Genomic DNA, 23,052 nt, shown 5'->3' with positions numbered 1-23,052 from the left:
AGGAATTTAATATGGAAAACAAAGATTTCAAAAACGTGAACACTACTACAGGTACAAATCCAGTTGCTGATACTACAGCAAAAGGTGAATTGACTTATGAAGACAAAGTCATTCAAAAAATCATTGGTTACGCATTGAAAGACGTTGACGGTTTGTTGACTCTTGATGGCGGATTTTTCTCAAATATTGCTGAAAAATTAGTCAATACAGATAACGTGACTGCTGGAATCAACGCAGAAGTTGGTAAAAAACAAGTTGCTGTTGATTTAGATGTAGTTGTTGAATATGGAAAAGATATCGAAAACATTTACGATCAAATCAAAGAATTGATCAGCACAGAAGTAAATGAAATGACTCATCTTGATGTGATCGAAGTTAACGTAAATGTTGTTGACATCAAAACACAAGCAGAATACGAAAAAGATCAAGAAACAGTACAAGATAAAGTAACTGATGCAGCAAAATCAACTGGTCAATTTGCTTCAAAACAAACTGACAAAGCAAAATCAGCTGTTGGCAAAGGTGCGCAAAAAGTAAAAGAAAACAATGAACCACGCGTACAATAAACTTAATTTTATAGAATTTTAGGAGGAAATAATCATGGGATTTATTTGGTCATTAATCGTTGGTGGTATTATCGGAGCAATTGCAGGAGCAATCACAAATAAAGGTTCTTCAATGGGAATCATTGCGAATGTGATCGCAGGTTTAGTTGGATCAGCTATTGGTCAAGCACTTTTAGGTACTTGGGGTCCAGTGATCGGCGGAATGGCAATCGTACCATCACTTATCGGAGCAATCATTTTAGTATTGATCGTTTCATTCTTTGCACGTAAGCTTTAAGCAAAGATCGCTTACTCAGATGTAATGATCTGATCAAGAAAGAGATCGACTAAACATTCTAACAGACCACAAAGAGTAGTTTTTATTCTAACTCTTTGTGGTCTGTTTGTTTGTACATATTTTCGAATATTCGTTGTTTGTCTTTTATCAATCGGTTAAGTCACTTGAATTCCGTATTTATCATAAAAATAATATGTAAATTACGATTTTTTTGATATTAAAAAAATAACAAAATGCTTATTCCATAGCAATCTTCGAGGTTTAACTGCTAGATAACTGTTATTTCTCGTATTGACGTTAAATATTGCTATAGATAAAGCATTTTTTCTTTGTTATCCTTTTATTGAAATATTATATGAAGAGTTTTTATAAGCATCATTTTATAACGTTGATTTCAATTTTTTACAATAAAACAAACATAAAAACTAGGAGTTAAGAATATTTTCAAGATATTTACAAATAATATATGTAATCTAAATATTCGAACGTTAAGATGAAGATGTGAAAGAAAACAACTGTCATAAAAAATATAAGGAAGAGCGGAGGGTCACTTATGATTGAGGTGATCGGATTACAGAAAACTTTTGATAATGGCTTTGAAGCATTGAAGCAAGTAGATTTTGCGATTGAAAGAGGAGAACTTGTTTGTCTTTTAGGCCCTAGTGGCTGTGGTAAATCAACGATGTTGAACCTCATCGCAGGACTATTACAACCGACAGATGGCGATATTCGTTTTAACGGGCAATCGGTCATAAAAACAGAACCTAAAGATCGTAATATTGGCTTTGTTTTTCAAAATTACGCGTTGTATCCACACATGACTGTCTTAGAAAACATCATGTTTCCTTTATTAGTTGGGGATAATAAAAAGAAAAAAGGCGAAGCAAAAGTGATTGCTGAAAAATATATGGATTTAACCAATATCAAAGAGTTGCAGAACAAGAAACCTGGGACTTTATCTGGTGGGCAACAACAACGAGTAGCCATCACGAGAGCCTTAGTACAAGAACCAGAAGTCTTATTATTGGATGAACCTTTAAGTAATCTCGATGCTCGACTACGCTTGAAGATCCGTGAAGAAATTCGCAGGTTAGTGAAAGAAGTGGGGATCACGACGATTTTTGTCACCCACGATCAAGAAGAAGCTCTATCGATCAGTGACAAAATCATCTTGTTGGAAGATGGCAAGATACAACAAGAAGATGACCCTCAAAATCTCTATTTAGAGCCAGAAAATTTATTCGTGGCGAAATTTATTGGTAATCCAATTATTAATTTTTTACCGATTGAAGTCATCGATGATCGGGTCAAACATGCGTCATTTGATTTACCACTTACTCATTTTATGGAAAAGCGTTTCAAAAAATCAATCACAAATGGTAAATATTACTTAGGCATGCGTCCTGAAGATATCTTTCCAAGCGATAATGGACCTTTGAAAGGGAAGATTCAAAGTGTTGAGTTGATCGGTCGTGAACGGATTTTACACTTTGAACTTGCAGGAGAGCGAGTAAAGTCGATTGTACGAGTGGAAAATGAGATTACTGAAGGAACTGAGGTTGCGTTTAATTTGGCTTATCCTAAAGTGTTCTTATTCAGTCTTGATGGAGAGAGGATCTATTGATGGGAAAGAAGAATTATAACTCTGAAAATCAGCTAAAGGCTTGGTATTTTTTGCTTCCAGCATTACTTGCAATTTTCGTATTCAATATTTATCCGCTTTTTCGAGCTTTTTTTATGAGCTTTCAAAAAGGGACATTGATCAATCCTCGCTTTGCAGGAGTTGAGAATTATCAACGGTTGTTTAGTGATCCGGTATTTTTTCGCGCATTGAAAAATACTGCATTCTACAGTTTTACCGTCGTACCAATTGCTTTGATTCTTTCATTAGCAATTGCGTGGGTGATTTTTGAAAAAGTAAAGTATAAGTCATTTTTTGAAGCGATTTTTTTTATGCCCTATGTCACAAGTACAATAGCGATCGGTATTGTTTTTCGCTATTTTTTCAACGGATCTTACGGACTCATCAATTATTTACTCGAGTTTGTTGGGCTTCCCCGCGTGAATTGGTTAGATAGTGTGTCAATGAGTATGCCGACTTTGATCCTCTTTGGTATTTGGACAAGTCTAGCTTTCAATATCATCATATTATTAGCCGGATTCCGTAACATTGACAAAGAGCATTACAAGATCGCGAAAATGTTTGGCGCAAATGAATGGGAGATTTTTTTACAAATCACTTTGCCCCAACTGCTTCCTACATTGACGTTTCTCTTAACAGTCAATTTGATTGGCGCATTTAAAATCTACACGCAAGTTTATGCACTGTTTGGTGGTCAAGCTGGAATTGCAAAAAGTGCGATGACCGCAGTATTTTACATTTATGATAAGTTCCACATTGCAGGTAGACCAGGTCTAGCTATGGCAGCAACACTTGTTTTATTCTTGCTTATTCTAAGTATTACTTTTTTCCAACAGTTGATTTTGAAGAAAGTGGGGAGACAAAGATGAAAAAAATAGTTACATTGCTCTCACTCTTATTTTTGACACTCCTAGGAATCATTACTGTTTTTCCATTTATCTATATGATACTCGGTGGATTGATGACGTATCGGGAAGCGACAAGTATTCCACCAACTGTTATACCTGATTCCTTTCAATGGGTGAATTATTTCGCGGTATTTGAAAAAGCGCCATTTATTCAATACTTCATCAACACGTCATTTGTATCGTTAGTAACCACATTGGCAACCATTATCACTTCACTGTTGGCAGCATTTGCTTTAGCAACTTTGGAATTTCGCTACAAGAAAGTAGTGATGGTAGGATTGATTTCTCTGTTGATGATTCCATACGAGTCGATCATATTTACGAATTATAATACAATCGCACGTTTAGGCTTGTTGAACTCTTATACTGCCTTGATTTTACCGTTTTTGACGAGTATTTTTTATATTTATTATTTGACTAATTACTTGAAAAGTATTTCACGTTCCTTTTATCAAGCAGCTAAGATCGATGGCGCATCTGATATGGAATATATAAAAAAGATCCTTGTTCCTATGTCTAAGCCAGCGCTGGTCACAGTAGGAATTTTGACTTTCATTTCGAGTTGGAACTCCTTTTTATGGCCGTTATTGGTCACAAATGACAAAAGGTTTCGATTATTGAACAATGGCTTATCTGCATTTACGAGCGAAAGTGGCAGTGATGTCCACTTACAATTAGCAGCAGCCACCTTAACGGTATTACCAATTGTGCTTATTTACTTTATTTTTAGAAAAGAAATCATCCGAGGAGTGGCAAAAAATGGGATCAAAGGCTAATCAAAAAACAAGTATTACCTTTCATAGTGGGCTCATGACGATCGGTGGAACAGTCATTGAAGTTGCTTACGGGGACGATAGAATCTTTTTTGACTTTGGGACAGAATATCACCCTGAGATCAACTTACCAAATGAAGAGCTACCAACTTTACTAGATGTAGGATTTATTCCAGCAATTGATATTTATGATCCTCGATTGACCACACAAAAGCAAGAGACTAAGTTTAAAAATACTGCAGTATTTTTATCGCATGTTCACTTGGATCATACAAAAATGATCAATTATCTTGATCCAAAAATCCCCTTATATACATTAGAGCCGACCAAAGATTTATTGGAAAGCTTAAATCGTAACGGGACATTCTTGTTGCCTTCCCCTTATATAGAAGGAAATACACGAATGATCAAAACGATTGCGCCTGATCAAGATATTCACATTGGCGAAATAACGATACGTTTGTTTCCTGTGGATCATGATGCATATGGGGCAGCAGCCTTTCTTATCGAAACACCAACTGCTTTGATTGCTTATTCAGGTGACCTTCGTCTTCATGGATTTGACCGACATTTGACAGAAGAGTTTTGTGAAGCGGCACAGAAGGTCGATGTATTGATGCTGGAAGGAGTGAGCATTAGTTTCCCAGAGAAAGAAAAGAAACATGTGACATCACCAGATAGCGAAAGAGGACTGACGGAGCAACTGGTGAAGTTGATCCAAGAAAACGAGAATCGTCAATTGACCTTCAATTTTTATCCAGCGAACATCAAACGCTGGGAAGCTTTGATCGATGCCTCCCCACGACAAGTAGTTGTGGAAGCAGAAATGGCTTTACTCTTACAAAAAGTCGCAAAACGAGAAGTCCCTTATTACTACGCTGAGAAGAAAGAGCGGATCGATACATTAGATCCACAACTTGAGTATTCTTACGATACTTTATTAGCAGATTCGACAGATTATTTTTGGCAATTTGTTGGTAAGGTTGACTCATTACAAAAAGGAGGTCTGTATATACACAGTGATGCCCAACCATTAGGCGAGTTTGATCCCCAGTACGCGATTTTTAGAGCATCTTTTGAAAAGCAACAAGTGGAGTTTAAGCAGTTATCATTATCAGGTCATGCAAAACCTGCGGATCTAGCAGAAATCATCGATCGGATAAAACCAGCTATGTTGGTCCCAATCCATACGTTAAAACCTGAGAGTATGCACAATCCATATGGAAGCAGAGTATTAGTACAAAGAGGCGAAACCATTCAACTATAATTGGAGGAAAATGAAAAATGAAATGGACAACTATTAGTAAGTTTTTGGTAGCATCAGCAGCTGTAATGACTTTAGGCGCCTGTGGGAACACTGGCTCGAACGCATCTTCGTCAAGTGAAGAAATTGTCACTGATTTAACAAAAGACACGACGATCACCTTTTGGCATGCAATGAACGGTGCGCAAGAAACAGCGTTACAAAAGATGACTGATGATTTTGTTAAAGCAAACCCAACTATCAAAGTCGAATTACAAAACCAAGCCCAATATTCTGATCTACAAGCAAAGATCAACTCCACTCTTCCGTCACCAGGAGATCTACCAACCATTACTCAAGCTTATCCTGGTTGGTTATACGATGCTGCACAAGACGAGATGCTCGTTGATCTCCAACCATTGATCGATAATGACACGATTGGTTGGCAAGACCAAGAAGCGATTCGTACCTCTTTGCTGGATGGCGCCAAGATCAATGATGTCCAGTACGGTATTCCTTTTAATAAATCGACTGAAATGCTCTTTTATAACAAAGATATGTTGGAAAAATATGATGTCGCTGTACCAACGACATTCGCTGAACTCAAAGAAGCATCCCAAAAGATTTATGAAGCAACGGATGGCGAAGTTGTAGGTGCCGGCTTTGATTCTTTGAACAACTATTATACGATCGGTATGGAAAACAAAGGGGTTGAATTTAACAAAGAGTTAGATTTGACCAGTGACAAATCAAAAGAATTGATCAACTATTACGCGGAGGGTGTCAAAGATGGATACTTCCGGATTGCGGGATCAGACAACTATTTATCAGGGCCTTTTGCCAATCAAAAAGTAGCTATGTTTATCGGATCGATTGCAGGGGAAGGATATGTGAAGAAAGATACGGAAGGTGTATTTACGTATGATGTTGCTCCACGCCCTGAAAAAATCAATTTACAACAAGGAACGGATCTCTACATGTACAGTAGTGCCACACCAGAAGAACGGACAGCAGCGTTTTTATATATGAAATTCTTATCAGAGCCAGAAAACCAATTGTATTGGGCAACCATGACTGGCTATATGCCAACGATCGAATCAGTATTAGAAAGTGATGACTACAAAAATTCATCGGAAACAAAAGTCCCACGACAGTTAGAAGAGGCAACGAAAGAATTGTTCTCGATTCCAGTCGTGGAGAATAGTGACAATGCGTTCAACGAAATACGTACGATCATGGAGAATACATTAGCTAACACAAATCAAGATACAGATCAATTGATCACAGATTCAGTACCGCAGTTAGAAGATGCTTGGAACCAATAAAAACGACTGAGAGGGTGAAATAATGGAAGTGACGATCCTTGCAACAAGTGACATGCACGGCTACGTTCTGCCGACGAATTATGCCAGTGACCTAGAACAACCATTTGGTGTGGCGAAGGTAGCTGGAAAACTGAAGGAATTAAGACAAGCAGCAAGCGGTCCGGTATTCATGATTGAGAACGGTGACTTTATCCAAGGTTCGCCACTTAGTTATTTTGTTGCAAAACAACCGGAGTATTCTGTCTCGACGTTAACAAAGCTTCTAAACGGCATGAACTATGATGTAGGTGTGTTAGGTAATCATGAATTTAATTATGGCTGGAACTATTTGAATGAAGCAATCCAATCCTATGATTTCCCAATAGTCGTAGCCAATATGTTAAGGAAGAATCAACAGGAATCGGTTTTACCTCCGTATCAGATCATTGAGAAACAAGGGATCAAAGTGGCGGTCTTGGGACTAGTGACCCAGTATATCCCAAACTGGGAAAATCCTGAAACAATCAAGGATCTTCACTTTGTGTCGGCTGTGGAAACGGCCAAAAAGTACGTGCCACTATTACGTGAGTTAGCAGATTTAGTCGTCGTCGCATACCATGGTGGTTTTGAAAAAGATCTAACAACAAACGAGCCGACTGAAGCAATGACTGGTGAAAACGAAGGAAGTCAATTATTACAAGAAGTACCTGGGATCGATGCGTTAGTCGCAGGGCATCAACATCGTGAAATTGCTGAAGTCGTCAATGGTGTACCAGTGATCCAACCAGGATATCGTGGGGCTTTTGTAGGAGCAATCAAACTAACTGTCAAAAAGCAAGATAATAAGTTTATCGTCTTAGACCACTCGTGTCAACTTTATCCGACGAACGAGGCATCTGCAGATCCTAGTGTTCTTGAACAAGTTGGACTAGTCTCAAAAGCATTAGATGTGTGGCTAGACCAACCAGTGGGAGAAGTGCTGGGCGATCTACGGATTATTGATCCAATGGCAGCTAGAGTCAATGAGCATCCATATATTGAATTGATCAATCGAATACAGATGGATGCGACTGGAGCAGAGATTTCAGGAACAGCCTTATTCAATAATGAAGTGACTGGTTTGCCACAATCTGTCAGTATGCGTCATATTCTTACGAATTATATTTACCCGAATACTTTGGCTGTTGTACGTGTGACGGGACAAGAACTGAAAGCAGCACTCGAACAAACGGCTGGTTACTTAATGGCAACCGATGAAGGAATTACGTTTGATCCGAAGTATATCCAGCCCAAACCTCAATATTATAACTATGATATGTATGAAGGTATCAATTACACAATTGATTTAAATCACCCCATCGGGCATCGTGTAACGCGCTTTGAAAAAGAAGGGGAACCGATTCCCTTAGATAAACCACTAGAAGTGGTGATCAATCAATATCGAGCAGTTGGTGGTGGAAATTATAAGATGTTTTCAGCGGAGAAGATCGTAAAAGAATATCCAATCGATATGACCGAATTGATTGCCGACTATTTCAAACGAAAAAAAGTGATAGATGCAAAAGTGAATCATAATTTCAACGTGATCGGCAAATAAAAATAGGATGAAAAAACTCCCTCAAATGCGTGTACACCGCATTTGAGGGAGTTTTTTCAGCGTTTATATTTATATTATGATTGAGATAGTTGTGCCAATAGCTCAGTATATCCCAGTTCTCTTGCGTAATCTTCCGCAGTTTTCCCTTGATTGTCACGTAACGTTTTGTCTGCGCCATGATTCAACAGTTCTTGAACGATTTGTTGATAGATTTCAGAACCATCACGTAAAGCAACTGCTTCAATCAACGCGGTATAACCATAATTATTTTGATGGTCGATATCCACACGTGCGTCGGTTAACAGGAGTTTCACATTGTCTAAATGGCCCTTTTCAGCTGCTGGAATCAAGGCATTACCGCCAAAACGATTGACGATTGCTTGATTTGGTTCACGCTGTTCCAACATATAAGATAGGATCTCTGTTTTTCCTTGTGCTCCAGCGTAAAGGTAAGGGCTGTCTTGAATCGCATCTTGGATATCGATTGACGCACCATGATCGATCAGAAGTTTGGCGATCTCGACAAAATCATGATGTGTGGCAATTAGTAAAGGTGTTTCGCCTTTGTCATTTTGTTCATCGATTGAATACTCTGTTTGTAAAATATCCTCAACTTTCTTTCGATCGTTGTCTTCGACTGCGGCTAATAAACTGCCAGATGGGTAACTCACAAGCGATTCCTCCGTTTCTTCGATTAAATGATCGGTTTGTTCAGTGGTTATTTGTTCGACAGTAGAACTAGTGCTTTTCGTTTGATCAGGAACAGTCATCTGCTGTGGCTCTTCACAACCCGTTAATGAAAACAATAAAACGGCAAAGGGCACGATCAGCCAAGCTTTCATAAATACTCCCCCTTTGTATCATCATATGATGAAGCAATCGATACCGCAAATGAATGAACTTACACTAGCAAAAGAGTAAGGGGTTAGTAGTTATTATAGTTAGAGTTATAGTTTTTTTCATAAATAAGAAATAACGAAATTTTAATAGTTGAAAATTTGCTGATTTATAATAAAAAATCAAGAATATAGACGATCAATATTTTTTTCAATTATTCCAATACTAAAATACATCCATAAAATCTTGTTTAAGGAACGTTTTGTACGGTGATTCAACATTTTTTTGTAATTTATTATTACCTTGCTTGCGGTAATAACTGGTTAGATTTAAACATATTTGTCTGTTATTCTTAGTTTAAGATAACAAAAACAAATACATAATATGAAATTTTTGAAAAAAGTTGAAGTTATCTATATTAATCGTTAATTACGGAGGGAAACATGAAAAAATAAATTTTAGGAACCATTTTATGCTCAAGTATTTTATTTGGAGCAAGTCTAGCAATTGGTGGGAATGAAGCATCTGCACACGGATATGTACAGTCTCCTATCAGTCGTGGGTACCAAGGACATTTAGACAGAGACACAAACTGGAATGCTGCTTTCCAAAAATATGGAGCGGTTATCAACGAATCTCAATCTTTAGAAGCCTTAAAAGGATACCCACAAGCTGGACCAGCTGATGGACAAATTGCATCAGCAGGTGGTTCACTTGGTGATTTCAATCTTGATCAACAAACTTCATCACTTTGGACAAAACAATCGATCGATCAAGGAGCAAACTTATTTACATGACGCTATACTGTTGGACATGCAACAACAAAATGGCATTATTACATGACAAAAGCAGATTGGAATCCAAACGATAAATTAGAACGTTCTGATTTTGAATTGATTGGTACGATCAACCATAATGGCACACCAGCAACAACGACATCACACGCAATCAGCGTACCAAGTGATCGTTTAGGTTACCATGTGATTTTAGCTGTTTGGGATGTAGCGGATACAGCTAATGCATTCTACAACGTGATTGATGTTGATGTGAAAGGTGATTCAGCTATTCCTGTGAAACCACAAGCACCACAAAATGTACGTGCTGCAAATGTGACTGCTTCTTCTGTAGAATTAGCATGGAATGGCCAAGCCAATACTGTATCATACAACGTTTACCGTGACGGTGAATTAGTTGATAATACAAATGATCCAGAATTTAAAGATGCAGGACTAAATGAAGAAACAACATACAACTATGAGATCGAAGCAGTTAGCCAAACTGGATTGACATCTGACAAAACAGCGATTTCAGTGACAACTAGAGCGACAACTGCTGAAGAAAAACCAACTGCTCCTAAAAACTTACATTCAATGGGCGAAACGACTTCAAGTGTGTCATTGATGTGGGGAGCTTCAACCCATACACAAGGTATCAAACAATATGATATCTATCGCAATGGTCAGTTAGTGGCTTCAACGCCATCTACTAGCTACACAGATGAAAACTTGGCTTCTGGCACAACATACTCATACGTGGTACGTGCAATCAGTACAACAGACGAAGTTTCAGATGCAAGTAACACTTTATCAGTGACAACGAAACAAGATGAAACAATCGAAGGAATCCGTGAATGGAAAGTAGGTTCAATGGCTTCACCAGAACGTTATTCTATGAATGAAGAAGTAAGACACAATGGAAGAGTCTACATAACTATTGTTCCACATTTCAACTTTGGTGATGTTACTTGGGCACCTGACCAAGCACCAACATTATTCCGATTGAAATAATCAATTTGACACTCAGCGCATGAAACTGCGCTGGGTGTTTTTTTGTGAATAAAGGTTGCAATAAGAACGTTTAGTTGACAATGAAGGAGATTGTCCGATACCATGACTATCATCAGGAATGATCATTCAACCAGAAAGTAGGAAAGCAAATGTTCAAACGAGTACCTTCAGAGTTAACAGAAAGAGAAAATTATAAACTGTTGATTGGCTCAGTTATCCCTCGCCCAGTGGCAGTGGTTGCGACAAGGTCTTCAAAAGGAGTGACCAATGTAGCACCATTTAGTTACTTCAATATCGTCAGTTCCAATCCGCCGATACTTTCTTTAGCTATCCAAAGAAAAAATGGGGAGTGGAAAGATACAGCAAAGCATCTTATCGATACAAAAGAAGCGGTGATCCATGTTCTTGACGAAAGAATACTTGTAGATGCGAATCAGACAGCTGCTAGCTTATCAAGCGAAGAAAGTGAATTGTCGTTGACCTCTTTCACTACTTCCGAATCCGATACGATCAGCGTCCCAAGAATCAATGAAGCAAGTATTGCCTTTGAAACGACACTATACCAACATGTGCCGATCAAAAAAGGCCAAGAAACAACCGCTGATTTATTTTTACTGCAAATTTCTACTTATCAAATAAGTGAAGCTGTTTATGATGAACAAACAGGCTATATCGATCCGAAACAGTTACAACCAATCAGCCGCTTAGCAGGAAACGACTACGGTAAATTAGGTGAGATCATTCGCTTGTTACGTCCGGAATAAATATCGGGCTGATAACGCAGTTTTTTCTAGTGTAAAAATGATTTAAGAATCAAACGTTAGCTCTACATTTATTAAATAAAGTTTAATTTAGTTATTTTATTCTTTTTTTTATTGATTATCAATGGGAAGAGGAATATGATAAATTTTGTGAAAATCAAATAAGTACTAACCTTGTTAGGTGAGGCTCCTATACAAACATAGGCTATTGCCCAGAAACGTCGAAAGACGCCAATGGGTCAAACAGGAATTGTCGGATTAAGGCTTTTTCCAATAGCTAAGAATACGTTCTTTACGTTGTATAGTGCTAAAACTCGGACGATGAGATGATGCTAGGTCAGAAATCTTGTTCGAAAAGGTTTCTGACCTTTTCTTATGCTTTCTTTTCCTTTTTTGCTCGCTTTGCCTAACTTGTGTCTGGACAAGAAAGGGGATGCGCTGGAACAAGCTATTTGATTTTATCAATAAAGGTATTCGTCTCACTCCAAAGAATACCGAACGAAATAAAACAGAGAGACAAACAAAAAAGGTCGACGAGTTGCAGCTCAATCGACCCAAAGACATGTAAGAGAATAAACTCTTCACTTGATTCATCATAATAGACAAAGGTCCTCGTTTCAAGTAGAAGAGTTTGAAAGGAAGAGGCAACTGAATGAAACCATTTCAGAAAATCATATTAAGTATCTTGTTAGTACTTGCAATGGTCATTGGCTTTTTTTCTTTTGAATTTATCCAAGGGTTCTCCTCAGTGAAACAATCTGCAACAGTTGAGAAAGTCAATGCACAAGATGTCCCATCGATCATCAATGTAGCATTGATTGGTTCTGATGCACGATCAAAAGAAGAAAATGGTCGTTCGGATTCTTTGATGGTCGCCCAATATGATCAAAAGACCAAACAAGCCAAATTGATTTCTATCATGAGAGATTCTTACGTCTCTATTCCTGGTTATGGAATGAATAAGATCAATGCCGCCTATTCATATGGAGGTATCGACTTATTAAACCAAACCTTACAAGATAATTTCAAATTAGAGACCCCTTACTATGCAAGTATTACGTTTCAAGATTTTATTGATTGTATCGATGAATTGTTTCCAGATGGCGTCACGATCGATGCAGAAAAAGATTTGGATTTAGATGGGGTAGCTATCAAAAAAGGAAAGCAAACAATGGACGGAAATACCTTGCTGCAATATGCTCGTTTTCGTGAAGACGAAGAAGGTGATTTTGGACGGATCCGTAGACAACAACAAGTCGTTGAGGCGGTAGCCAGTCAATTGAAAGATGTCACATCGATCATCAAATTACCCAAGGCGATCGGCAAACTTTTAGGTAGTATCCAAACCAATCTACCGGAAAGTGTACTGTTAGATTGTGGGTTAGATTTCCTAGATGACGAGAAGAAAATCGATACATTGTCCGTGCCCGTTGATAAAAGTTGGGACTTCAATGATAATACACCAGCTGGTAGTGTCTTGGAAATCGACTTGACTAAAAATCAGCAAGCGATACACGAGTTTTTGGACAAATAACCATATAACCATATTGATAAACCAGTTCCTAAAACGAACTGGTTTATTTTGATTAAAAAAAAGTTAACATAAGAACAGTACTGGTTAAGAATCATTTGGGCTGCTGTTCTATTTCCTCTTCTATGTGTTAGAATATCTTTGATTCGTACTTTTAATAAAGAGAGGTATTCAAAACATGAAGAGGAGTGGCAGACAAAAGAAAAAATCGACCGGCATCTATATCGGAGCGGGAATCGTCGTCTTGCTTGCAGCAGCTGGTGGTGGCTTCTTTTATTATCAACACGTTCAGGAACAACAAGCAGTAAAAGCTGGAGAACAAACGATTGAAGGATTTATTGACTCCCTGAATCAGGAAAATTATGAAGAAGCGGTAAAATCACTTCAAGTAGAGAAAGATAGTGATCTTACTGAACAAGATATTTTGGAAAAATATCAAAACATTTACGGTGCAGCAGAGATCAGAGGGATCAAACTCTCAGACTTATCCGTGACAAAAAAAGAGAATGATACGTATGAGTTTACGTATAAAGCTAAAATGAATACGACGCTAGGTGAATTGAAAGACTTAGCATATGAAGGAACCTTGTCCAAAGAGGGAGACCAAACCAAAATCAATTGGCAACCTAATTTGATTTTTCCGCAAATGGAAGGACAAGATAAAGTCAGCTTGAGTACAGATGTAGCGTCGCGTGGCGAAATCTTGGACCGTAATAAACAGCCGTTAGCGATAACTGGGAAATTAAAACAATTAGGTGTCGTACCTGCGAAATTAGGTGAGGGTGAGGAAAAATCAGCGAATATCAAAGCAATCGCTGAAGCATTCGATTTGACGGAAGCCAGTATAGAACAAGCGATTTCTCAAGGTTGGGTCCAACCGGATTACTTTGTTCCTTTAAAAATCATTGATGGGGAAACACCAGAACTTCCCAATGGAGCAACGATCCAAGAAGTTGACGGTCGTTATTATCCACTAGGGGAAGCCGCTGCCCAATTGATTGGCTATGTAGGAGATATCACCGCAGAAGACATTGAGAAAAATCCTGAGTTGAGTAGCACAGGAAAAATCGGGCGTTCAGGCTTAGAAATGGCTTACGACAAAGAATTAAGAGGTACGAACGGCGGGAAATTAAGTGTCACAGATGAAGAAGGAAAAGAAAAAGCGGTCTTACTCCAACATGAAGTAAAAAATGGACAGGATATCCAGTTGACGATCGATGCTAATGCGCAAAAAACGGCATTCGATAGCTTAGATGGAAAACCAGGTTCTACTGTGGCGACAGCCCCTAAAACTGGAGATTTGTTGGCCCTTGTCAGTTCACCTAGTTATGACCCAAATAAAATGACGAACGGTATTTCCCAAGATGATTACAAAGTATATGAAGAAGACCCAAATCGTCCATTTATCAGTCGTTTTGCGACAGGTTATGCGCCGGGTTCAACATTCAAAATGATCACGGCAGCCATCGGCTTAGATAATGAAACATTGAATCCAGATGAAGTCTTAACGATCAATGGATTGAAGTGGCAAAAAGATAGCTCTTGGGGTTCTTACCAAGTGACACGTGTCAGTGATGTACCACAAGTCAACTTGAAAAATGCTTTAGTTTATTCTGATAATATCTATATGGCACAAGAAACATTGAAAATGGGGGAAGAAGCCTTTAGAAAAGGACTGAATCAATTTATTTTTGGTGAAGATCTTGATTTACCGATCCAAATGAATCCTGCGCAGATCTCAAATGAAGACTCATTCAATTCGGAGATTTTGTTGGCAGATACAGGCTATGGGCAAGGACAATTATTGATCAATCCGATCCAACAAGCTGCGATGTATAGTGTTTTTGCAAATAATGGCAGTTTAGTTTATCCACGATTAGTTATGGATCAGGAAACAAAAGATAAGAAAAATGTGATCAGTGAATCAAGTGTCCAAACGATTTTGCCAGATTTAGTCGACGTTGTGCAAGATCCTAACGGAACTGCACATTCTTTAGCTGCTCTTGGCATTCCGCTTGCAGCAAAAACTGGCACAGCTGAAATCAAAGAAAAGCAGGATGAAAAAGGACAAGAAAACAGTTTCCTTTATGCGATCAATCCTGAAACAAATGGCTACTTGGTGATCAGCATGTTAGAAAACAGAGAAGAAGGCGATTCTGCTACTAATCGAGCGCCTGCTTTATTGCAGTATTTGAACCAAACTTACCAATAAACATAGAGTGTGAAATCGGATACAAAACCATTGGCTATTTTCCTTTTCTAGTGATCCACTAGTCTATAGAAACGAGTGTAAATAACAAGAGGAGGAGATAAGATGACTGATGTCCCAAGAGCAGTAAAAGCGGAGATGGCAGCAAGCATGTTGAAGATCTAATTTGATAATGAGGAAACAAGATATTTAAAATCACATTTAGCCAAAGAACATGCAGAAGCTTTTTCGATGAAAAATGGCAAGAGAAAGAATAGTTTATTGGCTTCACAAACAACCTGGGTAGGATCGACCATCGAAATTCAACCAGATGGCACTCTTGTTCTGAATGAAAATGATTATTACTCGCCAGAAGAGTTATGGAACGATAGCAAAGAGCATATTATTTGATCAAAAATAGAGCCTTTCTATTAGATTCGAGAAATCTAGTAGAAAGGCTCTATTTATCTGAGAACGAATCACCCATGATACACTTTTCTAGTAAAGTATTTAAGAATCAATGGAGAGATCAAAGTACTTAATAAGATTACGATCACAAGTGGAGAATAATATTTTGCTTCAATCAATTGGCTTTGTTGTCCAATTTGCAAGATGATCAGTGCCATTTCACCACGTGAGATCATGCCAGCTCCTACCATAAAGGCACTATTCGTTGAGAAACCGGCTACTTTCGCCCCTAGATAACCACCACCAAGTTTAGTCAAGACTGCAACAGTTGTTAGGATCAAGATAAAAATCAATTGTTCTCCAAAGTTAGAGAAATCGACTTCTAGTCCAACACTGACAAAAAAGACTGGAATAAATACGGCATAACCTAATGCCTCGACATTATGATACACTTCTTCTTTGACCGATGTTTGACTCACCGCGATTCCTGCAAAAAATGCACCAATAACTGAACTTAGTCCGATCAAATCAGCGATGTAGGACATACCTAGACATAAAACCAAGGAAACAATGATAATCGCAGAGTTGGCATAGATTTTTCCAGCTAGTGACATCAAAAATGGGGCAATCCATTTGACTAATAAAAATATAAAAATAAAGTAAATCACTTGCTCCAATAAAAGAAGCGGTAAAGGGAGGCTGCTACCAGATTCTCCTGTCAAAAATGATAAGCTGAAACTTAACACCAACACGACAAGAATGTCATCAACTACTGAAGCACCTAAGATAGTCGAACCTTCTTTTGTGTTGACTACATGAAGTTCTTTCAATACCTCAACAGAGATACTAACAGAAGTTGCTGCGAGGATGATTCCAAAGAAGATAGCTTCATTCCTTGTGACTTGGAAAATTTCACCCGTCAACCAACCAAATAATACGGGGAGTATGATCCCTAATAAAGCAACGAACATTCCTGGTCGAAAGTATTTTTTCAAAAGAGAAAGATCGCTTTCCAGTCCAGCTAAAAACATCAATAAAATGACACCTATTTCTGAAAAATCGTGGACGAGAATATTTGGATGCACCCATCCCAGACCCGCACCACCAAGCAAGACGCCAACGAGTAGTTGACCGATCACCGCAGGTACACCAAACCTCCGTGAAAGGTGAGAGCCAATGGTTGTCGCTAACAAGATCAAACAGAGAATACCTATAAATTCCATTCTTTTCATCCTTCCTTTCTCAAAAAAGAATTTATTTTATTCGTGTCAAATGACCTACTAAACAGGATAACATAAATAACGTTATTTATATAGTATCGTCCATTGTATGGATATATGAAAGCGCAGGACAAAAAAGGCTAGGCAATTAAGCCCAACCTCGAATTAAAATAACTAATCAATTGACATACATATTTCTTACTTTAAAGTAGTTGATGATTTCAGAAATCCCCATAAAGATCAAGATACCGCCAAAGATTTGGAAAAGTACCATCAAGCTTTGGAATGGATTAAATAGTAAAATCAATCCGCCAATCAGTAAAATCACGCTGTATAATGACCATCCTTTTGATTTTGTATTCAAACTGATGAACAATTGAAATGCGCCATTTGCTAAAATCATCAAGCCTAAAAGAATTGGCAAGATCGAAACGATTGCTGATGCAAATAAGAACACGATCAGTCCGAAAATCAGAAAAGCAATTGCGCTGAAAAGACCAAATCCCCAAGCACCCGTTTTTTGCTTGTTGTTATAGGCTTCAAATAAATTGATCAGACCTAATAAAACAAAATAAGCAGTGATAAGATAGCCGACAAAATTAAATACGGCAGTTGGATTGATGACTATGGCGATACCAGCAATGATATAAATAGCTGCTCGTAAAATAGCATATCTTTGAAAATTACTTCGAATAAGTTCATACATTATTATAACCTCCTTTTTTTTATTTTAACGGTTATTGTTGTTTAAACCAACTAAAAACTAGTGATTCCATTATTTTCTTAGAATTTTTTCTATTTTCTTTCCTTTAGCTAACTCATCGATCAACTTATCCAAATAACGAATTTCTTGCATCAATGGCTCTTCAATATTTTCTACTCTAACACCACAAATGACGCCAGTGATCAATTTACGGTCAGGATTCAATCTCGGTGCCTCAGCAAAGAAAGTTTTGAAGTCCTTTTCCAGTTTGATCTGTTCCTCTAATTCAGCTTGTTTATAGCCGGTCAACCAATAAACGATTTGGTCAACTTCCTCTTTTGTACGATTTTTTCGTTCTGCTTTTTTTAGATAAAGAGGATAGACAGAAGAAAAGGGCATAGTAAAAATTCGATGTTCAGTCATAAAGAAGCTCCTTTTTCCATTATTATATAATGAACTGTTCGAAAAGAATAGCTATAGTGTCAAGTCTCATGAAAGTTCAGTGAACAGGGGGATAGATAGTAAGAACGCTACAGGATACTGAGCTAATTGTTTCTGTGATGATCAATCAAAATCAGCGTAGTCACGTTCTTGTTTAATCTCAAAAATATAGGTAGCTAATTGAGCAATCATCTTTTTCCAATCATCTGGGCGAACGATGCCGTTTAACAAATAAATCTTTTTGATACGCTCGGGTAGCTGGTTTAGTGGACAATCACTAATGACGATATCGCAACGCTCCATATAGTAACGTTGGATGACGATCGCTTCTTTTGAAAAGATTTGTTCAATTTTAACAATTAAATCTTTGCTGATATAAAAGTCTTTCGTGTGATTCACACCGATAATGATTGGCGGTTGCTTTTTGAATCGGTCGTAGAAATGTAGTAATTCTTCGACTACCCATGAAATATTTTCTTTTTCTAGAAAATCTGGTAAGTAATGCCAATTTTCTTGCCGGAAGTTCTCATAAAATTCAGCGACCACGGTTCTTAAGTGTTCATAGTTTTTCTGATCCCTATAAAGCAAAAAAGTTGGTAAAGGTGTATTCGGCTGTTCGCTATCCAAAAAGGTATTGTGAAGTTTATTGATCGTAAAGGACAGTGCATATAACTTTTTTTGTTTTTCAGGTAGCTCTAAAGCGAAATGCTGACTGAATGTTTCGACTAAGTTCTTGGAATAAATCAAATAAGGAAAATCGATCGCTAACAGTCTTTGATAGTGCGTCAAACTTTGTTCTTCACTATCCAATTGAGAAATCGTTAGGCGTGCTAATAAATTGAGTATGATTCGTTGTTCCCGACAAATCGGTAAATCAGGATTTAAAATATCCACATCAGGTTCAATTAGAAGATCAATATACTTAAACTGACTTAATTCTTTTTGAACATTTTCTAAAGAAGTCATGGGAAAATTATCCTGGCAAAGTTTTAAAAGAAGATACAACTTATCCAAGACGCCACCATTCATCCCATCCAATAACTCTTTCTTGAAGAAGACATGAAGAGTGTAATCGATTTTTTTTGGCTCTTCCTTGTGATAGGGAAGGGACGTATTAGCAAAAATCGTCCAATAAACATCTAGAAAACAATATTGGATTTGAACTTCACTACCAGTGATTATTTTTTTTCCTTTACTTGAAAACTTGAAGGAGATTCCATATAGAGCTAAAAATTGGTTGATTGCTTTCATTTTAGAATAGAGATATGAAGGGCTGTAATTTGTCATTTGGCTGATCGTGACCATTGAGTTGACTTTTTGTCGAAGTAAGGCAGCGATGATTTGAAAATTAGTTGATTCAAAACAATATTTACCAAATAATTCGTAATAACACTTCGCAAGGTCAGCATCGTTCAAAGAAATTTTGACAAACTTTTTGTTTTTCACTACTTCCAGATTATTTATGCCCAAAGCATGGAAGTCCTGTTCGATTTCATGAAGATATAAAAGAAAATTTGAATCAGACATCTTAAAATGGTCGGCTAGATAGTGCGTGGTGATAAAGAACTGATGCTCTGTTAAAAAAAGAAAAATCTCAAGCTTTGTTACATTTTTCTTCTTTAATAAAAACTTTTTGATTGCTTCTTGTGTTTGCATTGAAATTCCTCCGGTTGAAAATTTTACTGAAAATTTCTTTATTTTCAACAAAAAAACAGTAAATCTTCCGTCTCAATCTATATTATCTTATGTTTAACATGATAATGATATTAAATAGGAGGAATTCTCATGAAATATTTAAGTCTTCTCTTTGCTTCAGTTTTACTGAGTAGTGTTTCTGTATCAGTCGAAGCTGCACAGACAGATGAACAACCTAGCAATGATGTCGCTCAACTAGCTTCTCATTCCGTCTGGGCAAATGTGAATCAAATCAAATTTTTAGAAGAGCATGTTTCAGCAAACTCTGGTATTATGAGACTTAAACTAGGAGAGACGATCACGGTGAAGGCACTGGTGACTTATTCAGGGGATATTCAACCGATTTTACAGTCTGTTGTCCAATTTGAAAACGTTGATCCAGCGTTGAAGATCGAACACGATCCAGCTTCACTTGTATTCCACAACAAACTAGCAACTTTTACGTTTAATATTACACTGACACAACCAATCAATAGACCTGCTTTATTTACCGTAAAAGTAGCAGATGGTCAACCTGAGGACAGTCATCATTTGACACCATATAGTCAACGTCAAACAGTTGAACAAAAAGCTGGAGGAACAGGGGGCTTGACTGAGCCAGATCCTAATCCAGATCCTAATCCAGATCCTAATCCTAAACCGGATAATCCAGATGAAAATCCAGACGAGACACCGGATAATCCGGATAAAAATCCCGATATGACACCAGATAATCCGGATGAAAATCCCGATGTGACACCAGATAATCCGGACGAGAACCCAGATGAGACACCGGATAATCCGGATGAAAATCCCGATGTGACACCAGATAATCCAGATGAAAATCCAGACGAGACACCGGATAATCCGGATGAAAATCCCGATGTGACACCGGATAATCCAGATGAAAATCCCGATGTGACACCAGATAATCCGGACGAGAACCCAGATGAGACACCGGATAATCCAGATGAAAATCCAGACGAGACACCGGATAATCCAGATGAGAATCCCGATGTGACACCAGATAATCCGGACGAGAACCCAGATGAGACACCGGATAATCCCGATGAAAATCCAGACGAGACACCGGATAATCCAGATGAGAATCCAGATGCAAAACCGGATAAACCAGAGGGGAACAATGGAAACTATGAAGGGGATAACGAGGAAAATGGAAATGGTGGACATGGTGGTGAAGAAGTGATTAAACCACAAATCCACCCTGAAGGCAGCAATCCAACGATCACAATACCTGAGCAAGTAAAACCATTGTCTCAAATTCGAAAACAATCAATTCCACATATTGATACGACAGATGTACTGGTAAATAAACAATCGTCTGAAATTGCGAAAGAAATTCTGCCAATGACAAAAATAGTTCACTCTTCAAATCAAGCAGCTAATGATAAGAACTCTGCAACAGCCACAGAGGAAGCAACGAAGCAATTACCTAAAACAGGAGAGGACAATCGCTTCTTTACATGGATGTTTGGTCTGCTGATCACAGGAATGAGTATGGTTACTTTTAGAAAAATCAACTAATGATTGTAATAGGTAAAAACGCCTTGAAACGGAATGTTTCAAGGCATTTTTGCGTAGAAAATGATTAATAATCAGTTAACATAGTGAACTTGTTCTTCTTCAATCAATGGATAGGTAAGTAATTCTGTACTATCTAAATCTTCTTTCGTCATATCGACTGCATTAATTTGGCTATTTGTGTAAGTCGTGTAGTAATAGATTCCTTTATCCACATTGCAACAAGAAGAATAGATCGTATACTCAAATTTACCATTCCCAACGTCACATAGTCCTTTTTGTTGTTCGACCGATTTTAGGATATGGAAGAATTGACTAACGCTTTCCTGTTCAGTCGTTGCTTTGACAGAATTTAATTTTGTAAATGCAACTTTGACAAAACGAGAAGCAGATGATAAATCTCCAGGTAAACCTAATCCGCCCATACCGCGAGAATAGACCGATAAATCAAGTTCATCGGAGAAATGGTTTTTAAGGGTAGTCGGTGAGACTGACCGATAGTTGTTCAAATTAAATAATTGATAGTCAAAGGTTGGATTATTTGTTAGTACACCGATTGGATTATCATAAATTTTTAATCCTTCGGCAACTGATTCAATAACAATCGATGTTTTTTGATCTGCTAATATCCAATGAAGAGGAGATAACGGTAGTTCTTCACTGAAATTGATGTTGACTAAATTGATATCCGCTAATAACGTACGAGCTTCTTCCACGTTTTTACATTGACTCAATATCCAAGGAATAAATTCAAATGGTGTGATATTGGTCTTTTCGGCATCTTCGTCAAAAAAATGGGCATTTCCAGGGAAATTTAAACCAGCCATACTCAAACCTTTTTCATTTGTTGCATCATAATAGAGGGGGTAGTTATCTACAACTGCTGCCATACCGATGATCGCATAGTGAGACTCTTGTTTTGGTGCTTTCCGATAAACAAAAGGAAAATTTCTTGGAGTGATCGTCACCTGTTCATTATAAGAAATCTCTAAATCCAAATTCCGTCCAAAATAATGATCGTTTGTTGTGTAAGTAATAGATGTACACATTATAATAACCTCCTTTGTTTAATTCTATATTAAGACGATAAAGGAAAAATTACTAATAAAATGATCCTCTTTTCTTATAAACTGGTCAATCAAGCGAAAAAAACTCGGTAATGTGATTACCGAGCGTGTTGTTCTTTATTAAAATTTTTAAGCATTTTTTTAGTCAAGTAAAGTAGCATAGATAATTCTTCTTCATCTAAAGGTAAAAAATCAAGGATCTTTTCTGGAATGTCTTTTGCTTGTTCTTGCAACAAAAGTCCTTGTTCAGTTAGAGATAGGATAGATACTCGTTCATCTGAATCATCTCTTTTACGAGTGATATACTGCTTACTAGTTAATTTCTTTATTACAGGAGTCAAAGTTCCTGAATCCAAACACAAGATCTTTCCTAATTCCTTCATGGTGATTTGTTTTCTCTCCCATAAAACAAGTAAAACAAGATACTGCGTATAAGTAAGATCAAGTGGCCTCAACAAGGGCGTATAGTAACGAGTAATTTCTTTAGAGGTGGCATATAAAGGAAAGCATAATTGATTTTTTAGTAATAACTCCTCCAAATAGACCACCTCCTAATGTGCTACTTTATAGCATACTTGTTTTT

Annotated in this window: 20 protein-coding genes, 1 pseudogene and 1 riboswitch; of the genes and pseudogenes, 14 read left to right on the top strand and 7 right to left on the bottom strand. The window is 37.5% G+C overall.

Going from position 1 to position 23,052, the window contains the following annotated elements; translation table 11 throughout:
- The first annotated feature begins 11 nt into the window (after positions 1 to 11).
- The 8 genes from IGJ99_RS07485 to IGJ99_RS07450 all read left to right on the top strand — a co-directional run bounded on the left by IGJ99_RS07485 (position 12) and on the right by IGJ99_RS07450 (position 8,310).
- Entirely contained in the window at positions 12 to 566 is a 555-nt protein-coding gene (locus tag IGJ99_RS07485; protein WP_010735386.1) for an Asp23/Gls24 family envelope stress response protein, read from the top strand.
- A gap of 34 nt (positions 567 to 600) precedes the next feature.
- A complete protein-coding gene (locus IGJ99_RS07480; RefSeq protein WP_010735387.1) occupies positions 601 to 843 on the top strand; it encodes a GlsB/YeaQ/YmgE family stress response membrane protein in 243 nt (80 codons plus the stop codon).
- Positions 844 to 1,396: 553 nt separating this feature from the next.
- The gene (locus IGJ99_RS07475; protein WP_438770726.1) at positions 1,397 to 2,467 is read left to right on the top strand and encodes an ABC transporter ATP-binding protein; all 1,071 of its coding nucleotides are present in this window, start codon (positions 1,397 to 1,399) and stop codon (positions 2,465 to 2,467) included.
- Positions 2,467 to 3,354, top strand: a complete 888-nt coding sequence (locus IGJ99_RS07470; protein ID WP_438770725.1) for a carbohydrate ABC transporter permease — start codon at positions 2,467 to 2,469, stop codon at positions 3,352 to 3,354. Before IGJ99_RS07475 ends, IGJ99_RS07470 begins: the two co-directional genes overlap by 1 nt.
- Positions 3,351 to 4,169: a carbohydrate ABC transporter permease gene (locus IGJ99_RS07465; RefSeq protein WP_010735390.1), complete on the top strand. Its 819-nt coding sequence runs from the start codon at positions 3,351 to 3,353 to the stop codon at positions 4,167 to 4,169. The genes IGJ99_RS07470 and IGJ99_RS07465 overlap by 4 nt, the downstream gene beginning before the upstream one ends.
- A complete protein-coding gene (locus IGJ99_RS07460; RefSeq protein ID WP_349519494.1) occupies positions 4,153 to 5,433 on the top strand; it encodes an MBL fold metallo-hydrolase in 1,281 nt (426 codons plus the stop codon). Before IGJ99_RS07465 ends, IGJ99_RS07460 begins: the two co-directional genes overlap by 17 nt.
- 17 nt (positions 5,434 to 5,450) lie before the next feature.
- Complete coding sequence (locus IGJ99_RS07455) at positions 5,451 to 6,734, top strand: extracellular solute-binding protein (RefSeq protein ID WP_438770724.1); 1,284 nt, start codon at positions 5,451 to 5,453, stop codon at positions 6,732 to 6,734.
- Between the two features lie 22 nt (positions 6,735 to 6,756).
- On the top strand, positions 6,757 to 8,310 hold the full coding sequence (locus IGJ99_RS07450; RefSeq protein WP_438770723.1) for a bifunctional metallophosphatase/5'-nucleotidase: 1,554 nt from the start codon (positions 6,757 to 6,759) through the stop codon (positions 8,308 to 8,310).
- 74 nt (positions 8,311 to 8,384) lie between these two features.
- Here IGJ99_RS07450 and IGJ99_RS07445 read toward each other — a convergent pair whose 3' ends face one another.
- Positions 8,385 to 9,152, bottom strand: a complete 768-nt coding sequence (locus IGJ99_RS07445) for an ankyrin repeat domain-containing protein (protein ID WP_010735394.1) — start codon at positions 9,150 to 9,152, stop codon at positions 8,385 to 8,387.
- A 450-nt stretch (positions 9,153 to 9,602) separates the two neighbouring features.
- On the opposite strand from IGJ99_RS07445, the pseudogene IGJ99_RS07440 reads away from it, so the two are divergent.
- The 5 genes and pseudogenes from IGJ99_RS07440 (at position 9,603) to IGJ99_RS07420 (ending at position 15,825) form a co-directional block, all read left to right on the top strand.
- Positions 9,603 to 10,934, top strand: a pseudogene (locus tag IGJ99_RS07440) (lytic polysaccharide monooxygenase).
- A gap of 149 nt (positions 10,935 to 11,083) precedes the next feature.
- Complete coding sequence (locus tag IGJ99_RS07435; RefSeq protein ID WP_010735396.1) at positions 11,084 to 11,698, top strand: flavin reductase family protein; 615 nt, start codon at positions 11,084 to 11,086, stop codon at positions 11,696 to 11,698.
- 163 nt (positions 11,699 to 11,861) lie between these two features.
- Positions 11,862 to 12,028: riboswitch (M-box (ykoK) riboswitch) on the top strand.
- A gap of 319 nt (positions 12,029 to 12,347) precedes the next feature.
- Positions 12,348 to 13,229 (top strand): LCP family protein, encoded by an 882-nt coding sequence (locus tag IGJ99_RS07430; protein WP_077151305.1) that lies wholly within the window; start codon positions 12,348 to 12,350, stop codon positions 13,227 to 13,229.
- Positions 13,230 to 13,404: 175 nt separating this feature from the next.
- A complete protein-coding gene (pbp4, locus tag IGJ99_RS07425) occupies positions 13,405 to 15,438 on the top strand; it encodes a penicillin-binding protein PBP4(5) (protein ID WP_438770722.1) in 2,034 nt (677 codons plus the stop codon).
- A 228-nt stretch (positions 15,439 to 15,666) separates the two neighbouring features.
- Positions 15,667 to 15,825 carry a hypothetical protein gene (locus tag IGJ99_RS07420; RefSeq protein ID WP_023519711.1) on the top strand — a complete coding sequence of 53 codons (159 nt, stop codon included), beginning with the start codon at positions 15,667 to 15,669 and terminating at the stop codon, positions 15,823 to 15,825.
- A 68-nt stretch (positions 15,826 to 15,893) separates the two neighbouring features.
- Here IGJ99_RS07420 and IGJ99_RS07415 read toward each other — a convergent pair whose 3' ends face one another.
- The 4 genes from IGJ99_RS07415 to IGJ99_RS07400 all read right to left on the bottom strand — a co-directional run bounded on the left by IGJ99_RS07415 (position 15,894) and on the right by IGJ99_RS07400 (position 19,842).
- Positions 15,894 to 17,045 (bottom strand): cation:proton antiporter, encoded by a 1,152-nt coding sequence (locus IGJ99_RS07415; RefSeq protein ID WP_010735399.1) that lies wholly within the window; start codon positions 17,043 to 17,045, stop codon positions 15,894 to 15,896.
- 175 nt (positions 17,046 to 17,220) lie between these two features.
- A complete protein-coding gene (locus IGJ99_RS07410; protein WP_010735400.1) occupies positions 17,221 to 17,748 on the bottom strand; it encodes a DUF308 domain-containing protein in 528 nt (175 codons plus the stop codon).
- A 69-nt stretch (positions 17,749 to 17,817) separates the two neighbouring features.
- Positions 17,818 to 18,168, bottom strand: a complete 351-nt coding sequence (locus tag IGJ99_RS07405; protein ID WP_010735401.1) for a DUF2200 domain-containing protein — start codon at positions 18,166 to 18,168, stop codon at positions 17,818 to 17,820.
- Positions 18,169 to 18,309: 141 nt separating this feature from the next.
- Complete coding sequence (locus IGJ99_RS07400) at positions 18,310 to 19,842, bottom strand: helix-turn-helix domain-containing protein (protein WP_438748067.1); 1,533 nt, start codon at positions 19,840 to 19,842, stop codon at positions 18,310 to 18,312.
- 129 nt (positions 19,843 to 19,971) lie between these two features.
- On the opposite strand from IGJ99_RS07400, the gene IGJ99_RS07395 reads away from it, so the two are divergent.
- Positions 19,972 to 21,405 carry an LPXTG cell wall anchor domain-containing protein gene (locus IGJ99_RS07395; RefSeq protein ID WP_438770721.1) on the top strand — a complete coding sequence of 478 codons (1,434 nt, stop codon included), beginning with the start codon at positions 19,972 to 19,974 and terminating at the stop codon, positions 21,403 to 21,405.
- Positions 21,406 to 21,476: 71 nt separating this feature from the next.
- Here the strand turns inward: IGJ99_RS07395 and bsh are convergent, their stop codons facing one another.
- Together bsh and IGJ99_RS07385 are read right to left on the bottom strand one after the other, a co-directional pair.
- Positions 21,477 to 22,451, bottom strand: a complete 975-nt coding sequence (bsh, locus tag IGJ99_RS07390; RefSeq protein ID WP_023519707.1) for a choloylglycine hydrolase — start codon at positions 22,449 to 22,451, stop codon at positions 21,477 to 21,479.
- Positions 22,452 to 22,567: 116 nt separating this feature from the next.
- A complete protein-coding gene (locus tag IGJ99_RS07385; protein WP_010735405.1) occupies positions 22,568 to 23,008 on the bottom strand; it encodes a MarR family winged helix-turn-helix transcriptional regulator in 441 nt (146 codons plus the stop codon).
- Between the last annotated feature and the right edge of the window lie 44 nt (positions 23,009 to 23,052).

The organism is Enterococcus sp. AZ095b, assembly GCF_051714725.1.
GTDB classification, from domain to species: Bacteria; Bacillota; Bacilli; order Lactobacillales; family Enterococcaceae; genus Enterococcus_B; species Enterococcus_B pernyi.
Note: the sequence above shows the minus strand (reverse complement) of the source record. Positions and strands in the feature narration are given on the sequence as shown.

Excerpts from the sequence above, each read along its gene's own strand:
- IGJ99_RS07485 (WP_010735386.1), top strand. The coding sequence starts at position 12 with ATGGAAAACAAAGATTTCAAAAACGTGAACACTACTACAGGTACAAAT.
- IGJ99_RS07480 (WP_010735387.1), top strand. The coding sequence starts at position 601 with ATGGGATTTATTTGGTCATTAATCGTTGGTGGTATTATCGGAGCAATT.
- IGJ99_RS07475 (WP_438770726.1), top strand. The coding sequence starts at position 1,397 with ATGATTGAGGTGATCGGATTACAGAAAACTTTTGATAATGGCTTTGAA.
- IGJ99_RS07470 (WP_438770725.1), top strand. The coding sequence starts at position 2,467 with ATGGGAAAGAAGAATTATAACTCTGAAAATCAGCTAAAGGCTTGGTAT.
- IGJ99_RS07465 (WP_010735390.1), top strand. The coding sequence starts at position 3,351 with ATGAAAAAAATAGTTACATTGCTCTCACTCTTATTTTTGACACTCCTA.
- IGJ99_RS07460 (WP_349519494.1), top strand. The coding sequence starts at position 4,153 with ATGGGATCAAAGGCTAATCAAAAAACAAGTATTACCTTTCATAGTGGG.
- IGJ99_RS07455 (WP_438770724.1), top strand. The coding sequence starts at position 5,451 with ATGAAATGGACAACTATTAGTAAGTTTTTGGTAGCATCAGCAGCTGTA.
- IGJ99_RS07450 (WP_438770723.1), top strand. The coding sequence starts at position 6,757 with ATGGAAGTGACGATCCTTGCAACAAGTGACATGCACGGCTACGTTCTG.
- IGJ99_RS07445 (WP_010735394.1), bottom strand. The coding sequence starts at position 9,152 with ATGAAAGCTTGGCTGATCGTGCCCTTTGCCGTTTTATTGTTTTCATTA.
- IGJ99_RS07435 (WP_010735396.1), top strand. The coding sequence starts at position 11,084 with ATGTTCAAACGAGTACCTTCAGAGTTAACAGAAAGAGAAAATTATAAA.
- IGJ99_RS07430 (WP_077151305.1), top strand. The coding sequence starts at position 12,348 with ATGAAACCATTTCAGAAAATCATATTAAGTATCTTGTTAGTACTTGCA.
- pbp4 (WP_438770722.1), top strand. The coding sequence starts at position 13,405 with ATGAAGAGGAGTGGCAGACAAAAGAAAAAATCGACCGGCATCTATATC.
- IGJ99_RS07420 (WP_023519711.1), top strand. The coding sequence starts at position 15,667 with ATGAAAAATGGCAAGAGAAAGAATAGTTTATTGGCTTCACAAACAACC.
- IGJ99_RS07415 (WP_010735399.1), bottom strand. The coding sequence starts at position 17,045 with ATGGAATTTATAGGTATTCTCTGTTTGATCTTGTTAGCGACAACCATT.
- IGJ99_RS07410 (WP_010735400.1), bottom strand. The coding sequence starts at position 17,748 with ATGTATGAACTTATTCGAAGTAATTTTCAAAGATATGCTATTTTACGA.
- IGJ99_RS07405 (WP_010735401.1), bottom strand. The coding sequence starts at position 18,168 with ATGACTGAACATCGAATTTTTACTATGCCCTTTTCTTCTGTCTATCCT.
- IGJ99_RS07400 (WP_438748067.1), bottom strand. The coding sequence starts at position 19,842 with ATGCAAACACAAGAAGCAATCAAAAAGTTTTTATTAAAGAAGAAAAAT.
- IGJ99_RS07395 (WP_438770721.1), top strand. The coding sequence starts at position 19,972 with ATGAAATATTTAAGTCTTCTCTTTGCTTCAGTTTTACTGAGTAGTGTT.
- bsh (WP_023519707.1), bottom strand. The coding sequence starts at position 22,451 with ATGTGTACATCTATTACTTACACAACAAACGATCATTATTTTGGACGG.